General features: G+C 57.8%; 17 protein-coding genes. 7 read left to right on the forward strand and 10 right to left on the reverse strand.

The features are described 5' to 3' along the window. Nucleotides 1-42: 42 nt before the first annotated feature. The 3 genes from nuoD to WCA10_RS24490 are packed head-to-tail and all read right to left on the reverse strand — an operon-like array spanning nt 43 to nt 2209. Nucleotides 43-1260 carry an NADH dehydrogenase (quinone) subunit D gene (gene nuoD / locus WCA10_RS24480; protein WP_472825169.1) on the reverse strand — a complete coding sequence of 406 codons (1218 nt, stop codon included), beginning with the start codon at nt 1258-1260 and terminating at the stop codon, nt 43-45. Continuing rightward, a complete protein-coding gene (locus WCA10_RS24485; protein WP_472825170.1) occupies nt 1260-1766 on the reverse strand; it encodes an NADH-quinone oxidoreductase subunit C in 507 nt (168 codons plus the stop codon). Before WCA10_RS24485 ends, nuoD begins: the two co-directional genes overlap by 1 nt. Before the next feature lie 2 nt (nt 1767-1768). After that, nucleotides 1769-2209, reverse strand: a complete 441-nt coding sequence (locus WCA10_RS24490) for an NADH-quinone oxidoreductase subunit A (RefSeq protein ID WP_472825171.1) — start codon at nt 2207-2209, stop codon at nt 1769-1771. 382 nt (nt 2210-2591) lie between these two features. Here WCA10_RS24490 and WCA10_RS24495 point away from each other — a divergent pair, with 382 nt between their 5' ends. Both WCA10_RS24495 and WCA10_RS24500 read left to right on the forward strand, forming a co-directional pair. Continuing rightward, nucleotides 2592-2900: a hypothetical protein gene (locus WCA10_RS24495; RefSeq protein ID WP_472825172.1), complete on the forward strand. Its 309-nt coding sequence runs from the start codon at nt 2592-2594 to the stop codon at nt 2898-2900. Nucleotides 2901-3002: 102 nt separating this feature from the next. Next, nucleotides 3003-4010 (forward strand): metallophosphoesterase family protein, encoded by a 1008-nt coding sequence (locus WCA10_RS24500; protein ID WP_472825173.1) that lies wholly within the window; start codon nt 3003-3005, stop codon nt 4008-4010. Between the two features lie 79 nt (nt 4011-4089). On the opposite strand, the gene WCA10_RS24505 is transcribed toward WCA10_RS24500, so the two are convergent. The 5 genes from WCA10_RS24505 to pdxS all read right to left on the reverse strand — a co-directional run bounded on the left by WCA10_RS24505 (nt 4090) and on the right by pdxS (nt 7525). Continuing rightward, on the reverse strand, nt 4090-4854 hold the full coding sequence (locus WCA10_RS24505; protein ID WP_472825174.1) for a cytochrome c oxidase subunit 3: 765 nt from the start codon (nt 4852-4854) through the stop codon (nt 4090-4092). A gap of 200 nt (nt 4855-5054) precedes the next feature. Next, nucleotides 5055-5669, reverse strand: a complete 615-nt coding sequence (gene pdxT / locus WCA10_RS24510; protein WP_472825175.1) for a pyridoxal 5'-phosphate synthase glutaminase subunit PdxT — start codon at nt 5667-5669, stop codon at nt 5055-5057. Beyond that, nucleotides 5666-6094: a PIN domain-containing protein gene (locus WCA10_RS24515; protein WP_472825176.1), complete on the reverse strand. Its 429-nt coding sequence runs from the start codon at nt 6092-6094 to the stop codon at nt 5666-5668. Before WCA10_RS24515 ends, pdxT begins: the two co-directional genes overlap by 4 nt. Next, nucleotides 6091-6363, reverse strand: a complete 273-nt coding sequence (locus WCA10_RS24520) for a type II toxin-antitoxin system Phd/YefM family antitoxin (RefSeq protein ID WP_472825177.1) — start codon at nt 6361-6363, stop codon at nt 6091-6093. The genes WCA10_RS24515 and WCA10_RS24520 overlap by 4 nt, the downstream gene beginning before the upstream one ends. Nucleotides 6364-6571: 208 nt before the next feature. Next, nucleotides 6572-7525, reverse strand: coding sequence for a pyridoxal 5'-phosphate synthase lyase subunit PdxS (gene pdxS, locus WCA10_RS24525; RefSeq protein ID WP_472825178.1), 954 nt, complete (start codon nt 7523-7525; stop codon nt 6572-6574). A gap of 531 nt (nt 7526-8056) precedes the next feature. Here pdxS and WCA10_RS24530 point away from each other — a divergent pair. The 3 genes from WCA10_RS24530 (at nt 8057) to WCA10_RS24540 (ending at nt 10029) form a co-directional block, all read left to right on the forward strand. Then, complete coding sequence (locus WCA10_RS24530) at nt 8057-8881, forward strand: FliA/WhiG family RNA polymerase sigma factor (RefSeq protein WP_472825185.1); 825 nt, start codon at nt 8057-8059, stop codon at nt 8879-8881. Continuing rightward, nucleotides 8866-9012, forward strand: a complete 147-nt coding sequence (locus WCA10_RS24535) for a hypothetical protein (protein WP_472825179.1) — start codon at nt 8866-8868, stop codon at nt 9010-9012. The genes WCA10_RS24530 and WCA10_RS24535 overlap by 16 nt, the downstream gene beginning before the upstream one ends. A gap of 237 nt (nt 9013-9249) precedes the next feature. Then, nucleotides 9250-10029 carry a DUF4184 family protein gene (locus WCA10_RS24540; RefSeq protein WP_472825180.1) on the forward strand — a complete coding sequence of 260 codons (780 nt, stop codon included), beginning with the start codon at nt 9250-9252 and terminating at the stop codon, nt 10027-10029. 67 nt (nt 10030-10096) lie between these two features. Here the strand turns inward: WCA10_RS24540 and WCA10_RS24545 are convergent, their stop codons facing one another. Next, the gene (locus WCA10_RS24545) at nt 10097-11119 is read right to left on the reverse strand and encodes a VWA domain-containing protein (protein WP_472825181.1); all 1023 of its coding nucleotides are present in this window, start codon (nt 11117-11119) and stop codon (nt 10097-10099) included. Nucleotides 11120-11678: 559 nt separating this feature from the next. After that, nucleotides 11679-12206 (reverse strand): hypothetical protein, encoded by a 528-nt coding sequence (locus WCA10_RS24550; RefSeq protein WP_472825182.1) that lies wholly within the window; start codon nt 12204-12206, stop codon nt 11679-11681. Between the two features lie 172 nt (nt 12207-12378). Here WCA10_RS24550 and rpsO point away from each other — a divergent pair, with 172 nt between their 5' ends. Next, entirely contained in the window at nt 12379-12645 is a 267-nt protein-coding gene (gene rpsO, locus WCA10_RS24555; protein ID WP_472799399.1) for a 30S ribosomal protein S15, read from the forward strand. Nucleotides 12646-12940: 295 nt separating this feature from the next. Next, nucleotides 12941-15403 carry a polyribonucleotide nucleotidyltransferase gene (pnp, locus tag WCA10_RS24560; RefSeq protein ID WP_472825183.1) on the forward strand — a complete coding sequence of 821 codons (2463 nt, stop codon included), beginning with the start codon at nt 12941-12943 and terminating at the stop codon, nt 15401-15403. Nucleotides 15404-15508 lie beyond the last annotated feature (105 nt).

A 15508-nucleotide genomic window follows, 5' to 3' on the forward strand; every position in this document is an offset into this window, starting at 1 on the left:
TTGGCGCCACTCTTGGCACGACTAAAGTCGTGCCCTTTCAAACTAGCGATCAATCTCCCCGAGCACGATGTCGATCGACCCAATTACTGCAACCACGTCTGCCAGCATGCGCCCTTTGCACATCGTTTCCAGTGCCTGCAGGCTTGCGAATCCCGGATACCGCATGTGAACTCGGTACGGCTTCGCAGTTCCATCGGAAACTACGTAGTACCCCATCTGTCCGTGTCCCGATTCGATGCCTTGATAGACCTCACCGGCCGGGACATTGAAGCCTTCGGTCACAATTTTGAAATGATGGATCAGGGCTTCCATCTGCGTCTTCATTTTTTCGCGATCGGGCAGCACGATCTTTGGCGCATCGGCCTTGATGGGACCGCCGGGCATGCCGTCGAGGGCCTGCTGAATGATGCCGATCGATTCGCGCATCTCGAGCAAACGCACTTCGTATCTTCCCCAGCAATCGCAGCGATTCGAAACCGGTACCTTGAACTGAAACTTCTCGTAACTCGAATACGGCATGTCGCGCCGCAAATCGAAGTCGACTCCCGAGGCTCGCATGGTCGGCCCCGTAACGGCCAACGCGATTGCGTCCTCAGCTGAGAGATGTCCAACCCCCATCAGGCGATTGCGGAAGATCGGATTCCCGGTGAGCAGGTTTGAATACTCATCAATCTTTTCGGGAAATGTTTTGATGAATGCCTGGATGCGATCGAACAGATCGAGCGGCGGCTCCATCGACAACCCGCCGATGCGGAAGTAGCTGGTCATCATGCGCTGACCGGACACTGCTTCAAAGATGCGGAGAATCTCTTCGCGTTCCCTGAATGTGTAGAGGAAGACCGTCAGGGCGCCGATGTCCATGGCGTGCGTGCCGAGCCAGATAAGGTGTGAATTGAGGCGCGTGAGTTCAGTCAGGAGCACTCGAATCCACACCGCGCGCTCTGGGATTTCCAGTTGCAGGAGCTTTTCGACGGCGAGGCAGTAGCAGAGATTGTTGGCCATCGGGCCGAGGTAATCGACGCGATCGGTGAGCGGGACGACTTGCTGGTAGAACTTCGCCTCGCAGGTCTTTTCGATTCCGGTGTGCAGATAGCCGATTTCGGGATACAACCGGACGATAATTTCGCCGTCAATCTCCAAAACCAGGCGCAGCACGCCGTGGGTCGACGGATGCTGCGGTCCCATGTTGAGGACCATGTGCTGGTCGCGCGCGCCCTCGGCCAGCGGCGCCTGCAGGATTGGAGTGCCAACATCGAGCATCAGCGATAGCCCTCCACCGGGTAGTCCTTGCGCAACGGATGACCGACCCAGTCATCTGGCATCAGGATGCGGCGCAGGTTGGGATGACCTTCGAAGCGGATGCCGAAAAGATCGAAGACTTCGCGCTCGTAATAATTTGCGCCGGGCCAGACAGAGGTAATCGATTCAATTGCCGGATCGGAGCTGTTCACCCAGGTCTTCAGACGGATCCGCTCCTTATATCGCTGCGACAAAATGTGGTAGCTGAGCTGAAAGCGGGGCTCGGAGGGTAGCCAGTCGACGGCGGTCATATCTTCGAAGGCGTTATAGCCGGCATCTCTTACAGCGGTGACGGCAGCACAGATCGTTTCGGGAGTAACGGTCAGCGTCATTTCGCCGCGATCGAACAGCGCGTCCGTAAAGGCGTCGGGATTCCAGGCGAGAAGAGCTTTTACTGCCGGGTGATCCGGCAGACCATCGAGCACAGCTTGCCTTCCGGCGAGAGTTTCCATTGGAGCGTTTGCCATTCTTAGAGATCCGCCTTGTCCTTGCTCCAGTTCAAAATGCCCTTGCGCACGATGTAGTACAGGCCCACAGCGATGAAGCCGAGATACACGACCATCTCCCAGAAGCCGAAGAGCCTTTGGCCGGTAATGTGGGGAAGCTGGCGATAGATGACCGCCCACGGCATCATGAAGACGGCTTCCACGTCGAAAAGGATGAACAGCATTGCGACCATATAAAAGCGCACGCTGAACCGAGCTCGCGCATCACCCACCGATTCGATTCCGCATTCATAGGCCGCCAGTTTCACTGGCAGATTGCGATGCCGCCCGACGAACCACGAGGCGAGCACCATTACGGCAGCAAGTCCAATGGCAAAAAGGATTTGCATCAGGAGCGGAAGATATTGCCAGTGGTAGGGAATCATGTGCACCCAGTTCGCAACGGTACCGAAAATGTGCGGCATTTGCGCTGGGCTGGACTGCGCCCATTGCGACAGGCCGCTGGTTTGAGCTTAGGTTCCCAACCTCATCCCGTCAAGGCGCTCTGACGCGATCGCAATCCTTTGGATCGATGTGATCCTTTGGGTCTTGATGGTTGATTTCGGGATGAGACAACACAAGCAGGCAATTCTGCGAGCGTGTGAGATCGCGGATCTCCCTTGAATTGGTATACCGGTTGGCTATTTTGCGCATCTGTGAGATGTGTCACATGAATTCCGCTAGCGGAATTCCATACGGAGTTTCCTCGAATCGAAAGCGCTCTCGAAAATATCTAAAGCTTCTACGAGTAATTGCCGAAATAGAGAGTAAGGCTCATATTCAACGATTCTCTAAGGTACGGATTGAATGGCAGCAACTATAGGTGGATATACCGTTATTGGACATGCTGAGACGCAATCGGTTCCGGCTTCCAATGCGAACCGCCGCCGCTTCATCAGTGTCCAGGCGGGACGCGCGCTGGAGATTCTGGGCCATGCGATCGAATATCTCACGGACGAGTACGTTCACGAGGTTAAGCAGCTTTCTGCGCATGACCCGCAGGTGGAAGCGATCCAGATGCTGATGGCGATCATTCGTGAGATGTATTTCGAATGCCCGGTGATGCCGACTTTCAGGGAACGGTTACGCGCATGGTTCCGGTTCCCGGCGCACTAGTGCTGCTTCATGCCGGTGCATGGATCTCGGAGGCCTGAGGAGTTGGGTCCTCGATGCGACCGATGGTAGCCTGAATTTGTGCAATTAACCGTTCGAGAAGCCATGAGGAGGCGCACGAGGAATTTCGCATTCTTCATTTTTGCGTGCGCGTTTTTTTCTGCTGCGTCTGCGCAATCGGCAGAGAAGATCGATGTAAATCCCACCTTCACTATCGCCAAATACCAGGCCGGTTCTCCGCTCCACATGGTGGGTTACGGCGACATGCGTTTCACCGATCCTTCGGTAAAGATCGGAACCAATCCGCGGATCCGCAAATGGCTGGCCGAGCGCGTTGCTCAAGAGAATCCTGAAGTGTTGCTGCTGACGGGCGATATGCCGTATGTCGGTGGGAGCCAGGCCGATTGGCAGGTCTTTCAAGACGAGACGTCACTGTGGCGCAAAAACCAGGTTCTGCAACTCCCCACGATCGGTAATCACGAGGTGCGTGGAGGCATTCAGCAGGGAATTGCCAACTACCTGCAGAATTTTCCCGGCATTCAAGGGCATCGCTACTATTCGGTACTGATGGGCAGCGTGGAAGTCATCTCGCTCGATATGACTTCACCTTCGGGCGGCACAAATACACAGGCGACGTGGTTCGCGGCCCAGCTCGATCATCTTCCAAGGCAGGTTGACTTCCTGTTCATCCTTTACCACACGCCGTGGGTTGTCGATGAACAATCGAAGCTCTTCACCAATTTGCCCTCAAAAGAAGCGCTCACGCTGCGCCATCTGCTGGAGATTCATCTTCACAAGATGCATGCCAAAGCAATTGTTTTCAATGGGCATATCCACAATTACGAGCGCTTCGAGCGCAATGGGGTGGAATATGTCACATCCGGCGGCGGCGGGGCCGAACCTTATCCCCTTTTATTCCGCGGTGCTGCGGACCTTTACCGCGACACCGCCTTCCCCGTCTATCACTATCTGACGCTGGATTATCGCAGCGGGCGACTCCACGCCGTCATGTGGAAGGTGAAAGACCCGGATGCGGCAACCCTCAGCGTCGAGAAAAAGGATGAGTTCACCTTGATTGCCGAACCAGGCAAGGCGGGCGTATTCATTCCTTGAATAGGGCAGGAATTCCAGGCTTAGCCCGGAAAACGTGTTTGCGCGGCCGGGGCGGTTCTGGATGTCCGAGAATTAACGGCTATTGTCCTGCAACAAGCACGGTGAAGAGAACCATCCACGCCAGGCCCATCGCATGCCAGTACCATGCTGTTGCGTCTACGGCAATTTGTCGAAGCTCCACACGCTTGAGACTGCGCATAATTGCAAGGCAAACGGCCAGCGCCATGACACCGACGATCAGGTGAGCCGCATGGAGCCCCGTAATGATGTAAAAAAAGTAGCTTGCGGGTGTGGACCAGTGGTCAAACGCGAATCCCTGCGCGGTTAGCTGGCGCCAAGCCATCCATTGCCCGGCCAGGAACATGGTTCCGAGCCCCAACGTTGCAGCCATCCATGGCAACGTGCGCTGAAGTGCAGGATGGCCCAGGCCGAGCCATTCTTCCAGAACGTCAATCTCGCGAAAGATATTCCGCCTCGCTATCTCCATCGTCAGGCTGCTGAGCAGAAGCAGGGCTGTATTGAGATAGAGAATCGGAGGCAGCATCACCGGATGCCAGTCGCCGATCTGCGCATGGGTGCGAGGATCCATGTGAGTGCCTGCCTGGCGCGCGAAGAACAACGCCACCAGGATGGCAAAAAACATCATGTCGGCCGCAAGGATGGAAAAGACAGAGAAGCGAATCTTGTAGAGCAGCTCGCGGGGGCCTCGCCGCTCGTGCTGCCGATCGTCATCGCCGCCGCCGCCACCGCCGCCGGTGGGCCGCCGGTCAACAGGAGGTTTGCCGCCTATTCCCGGCTCTTTCCGTTCCGTTTCCGCAGGGGAATGCGTAAAGGTAGCGGGCATTTAGAAGCCTCTGTGCAAATCAGAGTACACCACAAGAGCGTTTCCGCGACTCCTGCGCCGACCTGGCATTGCCAATATGTGGCGAATTCTGTCCAAAAGAACCGAATCAGCGGTGAAATCCGAATCGGCCTTCCAACTGCCGGACCGCTCTAGTCTTTGGACGCAGCCATACTCCAACGGGATGGCCTTTTTTCTTGAATTCAATCGCGCTGCGGTGCGGAGTCGGCCTCGGGTCGGAGGTTGGCCTTCACAAGATCAACGAAAGCTTTGTGAACACGTCGGTCACTCGTCAGCTCAGGATGGAACGTCGCCGCCATCAACTTCCCCTGGCGGACCAGCGTCGGATGTCCGCCGCGCCGCGCCAGCACCTCGACGTCTGGTCCGGTTTCGACGATGCGCGGAGCACGGATAAACACCATCTCCAGCTTCTCGCCCGGGAGCTTCGATTCGGAGAAAAGGATCGAAGAGTCAATCTGGCGCCCATATGCGTTTCGTTCAACGACGACATCCAGCAGCCCCAAGCTCCGCTGTGCCGGGTTGCGGACCTCGCGCGCCAGCAGAATTGCTCCTGCGCAGGTTCCGAAGACCGGCCGAGTCGAACAGAATTTCCTCAATTCGTCGAAGAGATGGCCGCGTTCCAGGAATTTCAGCATGGTGGTTGATTCGCCTCCAGGCAGAATCAATCCATCCAGGTCTGACAATTGCTCGTGTGTGCGCACCTCGATGGGTATCGCGCCAGACTCCGCAAGCGCGGCAGCATGGGCGGCATAGTCGCCTTGTATAGCGAGGACGCCGATGCGAGGCGGCTTTTTCATTGCCTCTCCTTTCCCAACTGGCCGGAAAAGGGATTCAAGACCTGAACGTCGAAGTTCTCGAAATCCCTTACATTCCGAGTGACGACAATCAGGCGATGAATGCGCGCGGTAGCGGCGATCATTGCGTCGGTGCTCAAATCGTCCGACCTGCCGTGCATCAAACGCGCCCATTCGCGGAAGATTGGACCGTCTGCTGGCAAGACCGTATAGTAGGCCATGAGATTGTCAATCCAGGCTTCTAATTCACCCGCTTTTTCGGGGTCTTGTTTGCGCGTTAATTCTGCCCCGGCTTGTGCTTCGGCAAGAACGACAGCTGGAATCGCAAGTTGATGCGCGGGAACCGACCGCCTCCAGGCTATGACCGCTCCGTGTGGCTTCGGTTTGCGGAGTTCGGAAACGATATTGGTGTCGAGCAGGTAGTTCAAGGCCGCTCCTCATCCTCGTCGAAGCGAACCGGGCGAAGCTTCAACCTCGGCCGACGCGAAGGCAGCGGAATACCGTGGGGCGCTGCGGGATCGAGAAGCGGATCGGGCATAGATCTTCTCGCCTTTTCGTTCAAATGCCTCCACTCGTCGATGGGGACAAGCACAGCCGTTTCAACGCCGCGGCGCGTGACGATCTGCGGGCCTTCCTTGAGGGCGGCGTCAAGGAGTTCGCTGAAGCGTGCTTTTGCGTCGTAAACGGGCCAGACCATGGCGCACCTCTCAGATAGTCATATCACTAGTCATATGACCATGTACAGAGGCGGCCCCGGGGAAGCGGCCTGAGGATCTGGCCCCTTGTCCGATCACCATCTGCAAATCGCTGGAACCTCCAATCCTTGCGCTTGGTTCTAGCACTAGGATGGGAAACCACAGAACTCGTGCGAGCGAATAGCGAGCGGCTGGCCCCACCGCAGGTGGTCACCAGCCGCGTGTCTGCAACAATTGAGACTCATCGAGTGCAGCGGCTGCAAGTCCCTTCATCGTGCCGGTGACCTGTTCGCTGGCCTCGGCCAGAATCTTTGGGTCGTTGAAGTGGGTTGTGGCGATCACGATTGCCTTCGCCCGCGAAACGGCCTCTTCACGCTCAGCCGGATCGTTTTCGACATCGAGAGGCGTGGCACGTTCCTTCATGAAGATCCCGGACCCCACAAAGATTGCCTCGGCGCCAAGCTGCATCATCAGTGCCGCATCCGCCGGCGTTGCAATCCCGCCCGCCGAGAAGTTCGGCACCGGCAGTTTGCCAGCCTGTGCCACCATCTTGACCAACTCATACGGCGCCTGGTGCTCCTTGGCTGCCGCGTAGAGTTCTTGCTCGCTCAGTACCGTCAGTGCCTTCATCTCTCTCACAATCTGGCGCATATGCTGAACCGCGTGAACCACATCGCCGGTTCCCGCCTCGCCCTTGGTGCGAATCATCGCCGCACCCTCGGCAATCCGCCGCAGCGCCTCTCCGAGGTTCCGCGCACCGCACACGAAGGGGGTAGTGAAGGCATGCTTGTCGATGTGGTGAGCTTGATCGGCTGGGGTCAACACCTCACTCTCATCGATGAAGTCCACCCCGATTTCCTGAAGGATCTGCGCTTCAGCGAAGTGGCCGATACGCGCCTTGGCCATTACGGGGATATTGACTGCCACCATGATCTGCTTGATGAGGCTCGGTTTGGCCATGCGCGCCACGCCGCCTTCGGCGCGAATCATGGCCGGCACGCGCTCCAGTGCCATAACCGACACGGCTCCCGCCTCCTCTGCGATGCGGGCCTGTTCCACGTTCATCACGTCCATGATGACCCCGCCTTTCAACATCTCGGCAAGGCCCACCTTCAAGCGTAAGCCGGTTCCAGCAATGCTCTTATTTTCATTCTGTTGGGGCATATTCGTTGACCTCGAATCTTAGCCGTCGTTCGCAAATCTCTCAGGCAGTCTCTGTCTCTAGTGTAGCAGCGAAGCGATTGGCGATTCGTGGGACGGCGGTGGACGGGCCTGATGATGACCTCGTTTTTGATGCGCCCGAGGCCAGCCAGCGAATGCTTTCTGCCGCCTCCTCTCCTGGAGTTCCAGTCGTCCGGCGTCTCGCCGATTCTTTGAAACATCTAATCGGCGCCTCCAACTCTTCGGCACTCCCCGTGCCCCTTCATTCAAATCGGGCCCGATGCCACTTCAAGCGATGGCTCGAGCCAGTGATGCCGAGGCCCTTCAGTAGATGTGGCCGCCGAGATATCGCCGGAAATTCGCTTGAAGTCGGTGAGCACGGTTCGGTGATGGGATTCGTGGCCGCCAGGACGAGACCGCGAGAACGAAGTCGCGAAAGGGGAGCGCCCTATGGGACGCGATATCGGGCTCAATCTCGGGACACGGCGGAAACCTGCCGCATTGGACGGTTATCCGCCAGAGGCTTCCTCGGAAATGCTGAACGGAGAACAAGAAAGATTCCTATTGGAGCATCTGCCCATCGTGCGCTTTCTCGCCCGGCGCATTCACGAGCGGCTTCCGCACCACGTGGATATCGAAGATCTGGTTTCGGCAGGTGTGGTTGGTCTTATGGATGCCTTCACCAAATTCGATCCACAGAAAAAGGTACAGTTTCGCAGCTACGCGCAGTTTCGCATTCGTGGCGCCATCCTTGACAGTCTGCGTACCCTCGATTGGAGCCCGCGCGATCTGCGGCGCAAGGGAAGAGCGGCCGACGAGGCGGTCTGCATTCTCACGGCGCGCTTTGGTCGCTCTCCTGTTGAAAATGAAGTTGCGGCGCAGATGGGTTTGGGCCTGGAGCAATACCAATCCCTGTTAGGTGATCTGAAGGGACTTGAGATTGGTACGCTGCATGTTGAACACAACGAGGATTCGGGCGAAGAGGAGATGGCCTATATCCCCGGACGCCCGGAGGAAGATCCTCTGTTCTGCTGTATTCGTGGAGAACTCCAAGAGAAACTGGCGAACGCCATTGAGGAACTTCCTGAGCGCGAGCGTCTCGTCATGACGCTCTATTACTTCGAAGAACTGACGATGCGCGAGATCGGTCTGGCGTTAGGAGTTGTGGAATCCATAATTTCACAGATTCATACTTCGGCCGCAGTGCATCTTCGGGCCGCGCTACAGGACATCGTGGCAGAGCGGAGATCCGTCGAAAGAAGCACGCGCGCGTTTCCTGAAGGCAAGACTGCACCCAACCGGATCAATGAGGAACAACTGCAAAGTCGCGGCGAGTCCACGCAATGGAAAAGATGTTGAAGCAGGACGAAATCGATGTGCCGTTTCAGGCTGCGCGGCTTCCTCACAAGCTGCGCCCGCACCGACCCATTACCGACGCATGGTCGCTCACAGGGTTCCACCACATCGTGCGTGCACTACGATTCATGTGAAGAGGTTTGCGTTAGCAGGTTTCGGTCGAATCACCGCCCAACGCGCAGTTTCTCGTTAGCCGATCATCCAATCGATCCCGATCTGTACCATTCCGCACAGTTTTTTTTGAAATCAATCAGATAGAGGCTACTCTGCCCTTGAATGCCTTTCCGGCAGAAGACTACATTTTCGCCAAATCGAGCGCATGCGCTTTACCCAATATGACCCGCGGCCCCAAAACCGTCATAATTCTCATAATGCCTTTTACTCTGTCTCATGCCGCCGCCGCGATGCCGTTCCGGCGCACACGTCTCATCATGTCGGCCCTTATCGTCGGCTGCTTTGCACCCGATTTCGAATACTTCGTTCCGTTTGCACATCATGGCAGCTTCGGCCACAGCTTGCTGGGCGTCTTTGCGCTCGACCTGCCGCTCAGCCTGGTCGTGCTCTGGCTCTTTCACCGCTATGCCAAGGAACCTCTCGCCGCCTGCCTGCCCGCAAGCGCGCGCGCACGACTCCAACTCGGACCAAGAACCCTGTCCATCCACTCTCTTTCCCGCTTTGCCTTGATCGTGTTGTCCATTCTCGTGGGCATTGCCACCCACATCCTCTGGGACTCGTTCACCCACTCCGGACATTTGCTCGGCCATCAGGTCCCCTTCCTCGACGGTCAAGTTTCGCTTCCGCTCTTTGGTCCTCGTCCCTGGTTCGGGATCCTGCAATACTTCAGTTCCGTCCTCGGCATCGTCATTCTTTTGCTTTGGGCTATTGACTGGTATCGCAACGCGACCCCCGTCCCTTCTAAAAGCAGTCGAAACCACCTGAAACGCGACAGAATCGCTCTGGCCTGTTCGTTTCTGATTGCGCTTTTCGCTGCTCTGTTCCGGGCCGCCGCAACCGGCCTCCCCAACGGAGTGCATGGTGCCCAGCACTTCATGACCATCGGGGCGATTACGGGAATCGCCGTGTTCTGTTTCGAGATTGTGATCTACGGCTTCGTGCGAAATCATGCCCGCAACACCGTTAATCCCGCATGAAACATCGCCTTCGCGCAACGCGTTTTCGCAGCATCTGCCGCCGCAAGAATGCAACTTGGCACCTGGATTACTGCCCCGGTTGTATCCAGTAATTCGCGCGCGCCACGATCTTCGCCCCGTAATCCTCCACCGTGCGCACTCGAATCGTATGCAGTCCCGGCGCAGGATCCGATGGGCTGAACGTAATCAAATACCGATTGCGCACATCCTTCGCCGCCTCCATCACCCGCGCTTCAAACCGCCGGTCGCCGGTAAATGTCGTGTACTCCCCACCGCTCATGATCGCAGTCTGTTTCGCGACATTCTTCTTGAACGCCTGCACCGCCATCACCAGTGTCGACACCATGTTCAGCATGCGGTCCTCGCCATTGTCCTTGATGTCGTGCGCCAACTCCGCCTTCGACGGCGAATACGCAATGCTCAATACCAGCACATCCGATCGTCCGATCTTGCTTACCAGTTGCGCCGGCTTCGTATGCTTGCTTCCGTGATCGCGCTCTTCGCTGATCAGCAGCAGCACGCGCCGATAGTTCTTCGGCTGATCCTCCAGCAGATCCACCCCGTAGCTGATCGTATCCAGAATCGCCGCCCCACCATCTCCCGGCTCCAGATTCTGCAGCTTTGCCGCCAGTTCCTCTTCAGAGTGCGTGTAATCCTGTATCAGTCGCGGTTTCGACGAAAACCCCACCAGCGCCGCCTGGCTCCGCGGATCGCTCAAAAACGTATCCAGCAGCGGCCCCAGTTTCCCCAGCTTCTGAAACTCCAGCCACCCGGCTCTTCCTTCTTCCATCGCAACCACAAGCGCCACCGGAGCCGTATCCAGCTCCTCCTGCACATGAATCTTCTGTGGAACGCCGTTGTCTTCCACCACAAAGTCCGACTGCTTCAGCCCGTAGACAATGCCGCCTCCGTGCGGCTTCTCCACCAGTGTCGGCACCAGCACTTCATTCGTGGTCACTCGAATCGCAGGTGAATCCGAACGCGTCCCAGGCATCGGCTTCGGCGGCTCAATCGGCGGCAACTGCTGGGCCTGCGCGAGCGCCGCGCACAACAAACCAGCCGCAAACCCAAGCTTCTTCAAACGGATCAATCTGAAATCTCTCCTCTGTATGAATGGACTGCACTCGATACAAAACCGGGTGCCGGGCGACCCATTCATGCGGCGCTTTTTGGCCGCATGAGTGGGATATCGCAAACCTTCATCCTCAGAAATGTCAGTCCGGATCAAGGCCTCCGACGCGCCTCCCGTTCCAGGTCTCCCGTCCAGAACAGAAAACTCAATAGCTCCCATTTCTGTTCCCACATGAACCCGAATACATCGCGCGCCCTTAAACTCTCTGCCGGCTTGCCCGAATACGTCTCCACCCGCCATCGCAGAAATTCGCTCCGCCACGGCGCTAACCGATGCCCGCGCGTCGCATTCCAAAGGAACCGCATCGCTCCAAACAAATTCAGAATCCCCCCTCCGAGTGTAAATCTCCCCCGTCCCGGCACGCACCAGCCGGGCCCTCCCAACTTCCCGCGAAGCTTGTCCTGCTGAGCGAAGGTCGCCGCAGCAGTTGCGGCGATTCGGTTGCATTGTCGGCTTGGTTTGGCTTGAGGTGCTTCGAGGTTTGGAATCCGTTTCGGACTTCGCCAGCAAACCTAAATTATCGATCAGAATCAAGCGCGCTGCGATCGAACCATTCGGGGCGGGCGCCGGCGTGACGGATATCGGCGGCGGTCTTGCTGGTGCGGCGGAACAGTTCGTTGAGGGCGTCGAGGAATCCCCATGGACCAGCAGGTTCGACGGGGATGTAGCGATCGAGTTTGCCGGCTGTTGTGAGGGCGGCTCGCTCGCCTTGCGGGATCGGGTCTTCGAGCCAGTACCAATCTCTGGGTGCATCGTCGCGGAGGACAAAGCCGGCTTTGCCGTCGGGGTGGTCGCGGTCCCAGTCCGCGTAGCGGAAAGTCTCGTTGATGCGGGAGCCGTAGAGGCTGCGGATCAGAGTTGCGACGGAGACGCCGGCACCGGTGTCCGTATACGGCCAGGAGGTGAGCCAACAGCAGTCGTACATGCGCCCGAGAGCAGTGAGGTGGGTGATGACGCAGGGGCGGAGATCGAAGCCGGAACCAGGGAGAACCTGGGCGATGAGGGTGTCGTCGATATCGATGTAGAGGGTTGTCTTTCGTTGCACTTGTTGGAACTCCCCGGCTCGATACCACTGTATTGCAGGCATTGGTTGGATTGCACGGTGCTTGATTTCCCGGGGGTATACAGGGCGCGGGGTTCCTCGTGCAAGTCATTCATGGTAATCTCTATCTAGACACTTGAGAGTGGACTGAGAACGCAAGAGGAGTAATACCGCCGTGCTGGCGACTGCCAAGAAAACTACCCTGATTGAACGCTTCCGCACCCACGAGAAGGACACCGGTTCCCCCGAAGTCCAGATCGCAATTCTGAGTGAGCGGATCGGCGAATTGACTGAGCACTTCAAGACTCACAAAAAGGATCATGCATCCCGGCGTGGGCTCCTGATGCTGGTCAGCAAGCGCCGCCGCCTGCTGGACTACCTGAAGACGCACGATTCCGATCGTTATCGCGACGTGATCGGCAAGCTCGGTATCCGCAAGTAATCAGAAAGCAAACGTTGACCCGGAAGCGCCCAGACCGGATTTTGGTCACGGCCCCGTTTTATTCAGAACCTGGGGCCATGGTGTACCTGGCTAATCAAAGATGCCGCCAGGGCTTGCGCAGAGCTGTCGCCGATTGGCGACAAGTAAACTCGGCGCGGCCCGGGCATTTTGTGTCGATGCAATTTGGTTCGGTCCAGTCGCGTCCTGCGACGTCCGCGCATCGGAACACCTTCCGTATTTCCGGATCTTCCTACCCACAAGTTTCCCAAGCGAAAAAAAATGAAACGAGGACTCCATGTCTAAACAAGAAGTGACAGTCGAGCTTGCAGGTGGCAAGCGGTTGGTCTTTGAGACCGGGCGCATGGCGAAGCAGGCATCTGGTGCTGCACTGGTCACCACGGGCGAAACCGTGGTTCTGGCCACCGCGGTCGCGTCTCCTGACCCACGGGAAGGCATCGACTTTTTCCCGCTCACGGTGGACTACCGTGAATACACTTATGCAGGCGGACGCATCCCCGGCGGATTTATCAAGCGCGAAGGCCGGCCCAGCGAAAAAGAAATTCTGACCGCGCGGCAGATCGATCGCCCCATTCGTCCATTGTTCCCGGATGGCTTCCGCAACGAGACGCAGGTCATTGCACTGGTCTTTTCTGCGGACAAGGAAAACGATCCCGATGTGATCGGCATCAACGCCGCGGCCTGCGCGCTGGCGTTGTCCGATATTCCGTTTAGCGCAACGGTTGGGGCGGTGCGCGTGGGACGCGTGAATGGCGAATTTGTGATCAACCCCACCTACAGCGAGCGCGCAAACACCACGGTCAACATCATGGTTGTCGGACACAAGGACGGCATTGTGATGATCGAGTCAGGCGCGAAAGAAGAGACCGAAGAGGTCATTCTGGGCGCCATCGAATTCGCACACACCGAGATCAAGAAGATCGTGGCCGCGATCGAGGAACTGGTTGCGAAGTCAGGGAAGCCGAAGCGGTCGTTCACCGCGCCGGAGTTTGACGAGGCGTATTACGGTGAACTCAAAGCTAAAGTCGGCGATCGCCTGAAGGATGCACTGGACACGAAGGCGCATGCGAAGACCGAGAGCTACGCGCTGGTGAAGCAGATCAAGGACGAACTTGCCGCTGCGCTTCCGGCGGATGATCCGAATGCGAAAAAGAAGCTCGCGACCTATTACGAGCATCTGCGCGAGCGTCTGTTCCGCGAGCAGGTGACGAAGGACAGGATTCGTCCCGATCGCCGCGCATTCGATGAGATTCGCCCCATCAGCATCGAAACCGGCGTTCTGCCGCGTACACACGGTTCGGCGCTGTTTACCCGTGGAGAGACGCAGGCGCTTGTTACTGCGACCCTCGGAACTGCGGATGAGGGTCAGCGGCTCGAATCGTTTGAAGGCGAGAAGAAAAAGACCTTCATGCTTCACTACAACTTTCCGCCCTTCAGCGTTGGTGAAACGGGACGTATGACCGGCGTTGGGCGGCGCGAAATCGGACATGGAGCTCTTGCCGAGCGGGCCATTACAGCAGTTTTGCCGACGGCGGAAGACTCGCCGTATACGATTCGCATCGTCTCCGACATTCTCGAATCGAATGGCTCTTCGTCGATGGCCTCGGTGTGCGGCGCGAGTCTTGCGCTCTACGACGCAGGCATCAAGCTGAGTGGATCCGTTGCCGGCGTAGCGATGGGCCTGGTGAAGGAGGGTGACGACTACGCCATCCTTACGGACATTGCCGGAGCCGAAGATCACTACGGCGATATGGACTTCAAAGTTGCAGGAACGCGGAAAGGCATTACCGCGCTGCAGATGGACATCAAGATCGGCGGACTGACGCGCGAGATCCTCCAGCAGGCGATGGAGCAGGCGAAACGCGGGCGGCTGTTCCTGCTGGACAAGATGGATGCAGTGCTGGATGGACCGCGCACGGAGCGTTCGCAATATGCTCCGCGCATCGAGACCGTCATGATTCCGACGGACAAGATCCGCGATCTGATCGGCAAGGGTGGCGCGACGATCCGCAGCATCATCGAGCAGACCGGGGCCAAGATCGACGTGGACGATACGGGCAAGGTGAGCGTGGCTTCAAGCGACGCGGACGGTCTGAAGCGCGCACTCGAGATCATTGGCAACCTCACAGCGGTGCCGGAGATCGGCAAGGTCTACCTGGGCAAGGTTGTTCGCCTGGCGGAGTTCGGCGCATTTGTCGAACTCTTCCCCGGCACGGATGGACTCCTGCACATTTCGGAGATCGCAGAGCATCGCGTGAAGGAAGTGAAGGACGAGCTGCGCGAGGGCGACCAGGTGATGGTGAAGGTGCTGGCCATCGAAGGCAATCGTATCAAGCTGAGCCGCAAGGCGCTGATCCGCGAGCAGAAGGCGAAGCTGGCGCAATCGGCTCCGGCTGCTGAAGCTCCCGAGCCGTTTGACGGCGCCGCAGAAGCGGCACCGGCGCCGGCGGCGGCGCGTCCGCGTCACGAATTCGACGAAAAGCAGCCCCGCTCGAATCAGAGCACGATTCTGATTGAGGGCGGAGAAGACTTCGATGACGATGACGAAGAGGGTGAGGAGATCGACGAGGACAACGAGCCCAACTTTAATCGCGCGGATGGAACGCCTGTTCCGGCAGGACAAGTTGCCGGCGGAGGACCGCGGCCCGCGGGTGGTGGCGCAGGAGGCGGAGCGAACAAGAACCGTCGGCGCCGTCGTCGCGGCGGACGCGGCGGACAGGGTGGCGGCGGCGGGCGATAAGCCCGTCCAAACCAACCGAAAGCACATGTGAGACAGAATGCCCGGGCCTTATGGCCCGGGCATTCTTTTGTCGCGCCTGACAGGTTATAGAGTAGAATGCTACAT

It is taken from the genome of Occallatibacter sp. (assembly GCF_049582745.1).
Classification (GTDB): domain Bacteria; phylum Acidobacteriota; class Terriglobia; order Terriglobales; family Acidobacteriaceae; genus Telmatobacter.

Excerpts from the sequence above, each read along its gene's own strand:
- nuoD (WP_472825169.1), bottom strand. The coding sequence starts at position 1,260 with ATGCTCGATGTTGGCACTCCAATCCTGCAGGCGCCGCTGGCCGAGGGC.
- WCA10_RS24485 (WP_472825170.1), bottom strand. The coding sequence starts at position 1,766 with ATGGCAAACGCTCCAATGGAAACTCTCGCCGGAAGGCAAGCTGTGCTC.
- WCA10_RS24490 (WP_472825171.1), bottom strand. The coding sequence starts at position 2,209 with ATGCCGCACATTTTCGGTACCGTTGCGAACTGGGTGCACATGATTCCC.
- WCA10_RS24495 (WP_472825172.1), top strand. The coding sequence starts at position 2,592 with ATGGCAGCAACTATAGGTGGATATACCGTTATTGGACATGCTGAGACG.
- WCA10_RS24500 (WP_472825173.1), top strand. The coding sequence starts at position 3,003 with ATGAGGAGGCGCACGAGGAATTTCGCATTCTTCATTTTTGCGTGCGCG.
- WCA10_RS24505 (WP_472825174.1), bottom strand. The coding sequence starts at position 4,854 with ATGCCCGCTACCTTTACGCATTCCCCTGCGGAAACGGAACGGAAAGAG.
- pdxT (WP_472825175.1), bottom strand. The coding sequence starts at position 5,669 with ATGAAAAAGCCGCCTCGCATCGGCGTCCTCGCTATACAAGGCGACTAT.
- WCA10_RS24520 (WP_472825177.1), bottom strand. The coding sequence starts at position 6,363 with ATGGTCTGGCCCGTTTACGACGCAAAAGCACGCTTCAGCGAACTCCTT.
- pdxS (WP_472825178.1), bottom strand. The coding sequence starts at position 7,525 with ATGCCCCAACAGAATGAAAATAAGAGCATTGCTGGAACCGGCTTACGC.
- WCA10_RS24530 (WP_472825185.1), top strand. The coding sequence starts at position 8,057 with ATGCTGAACGGAGAACAAGAAAGATTCCTATTGGAGCATCTGCCCATC.
- WCA10_RS24535 (WP_472825179.1), top strand. The coding sequence starts at position 8,866 with ATGGAAAAGATGTTGAAGCAGGACGAAATCGATGTGCCGTTTCAGGCT.
- WCA10_RS24540 (WP_472825180.1), top strand. The coding sequence starts at position 9,250 with ATGCCTTTTACTCTGTCTCATGCCGCCGCCGCGATGCCGTTCCGGCGC.
- pnp (WP_472825183.1), top strand. The coding sequence starts at position 12,941 with ATGTCTAAACAAGAAGTGACAGTCGAGCTTGCAGGTGGCAAGCGGTTG.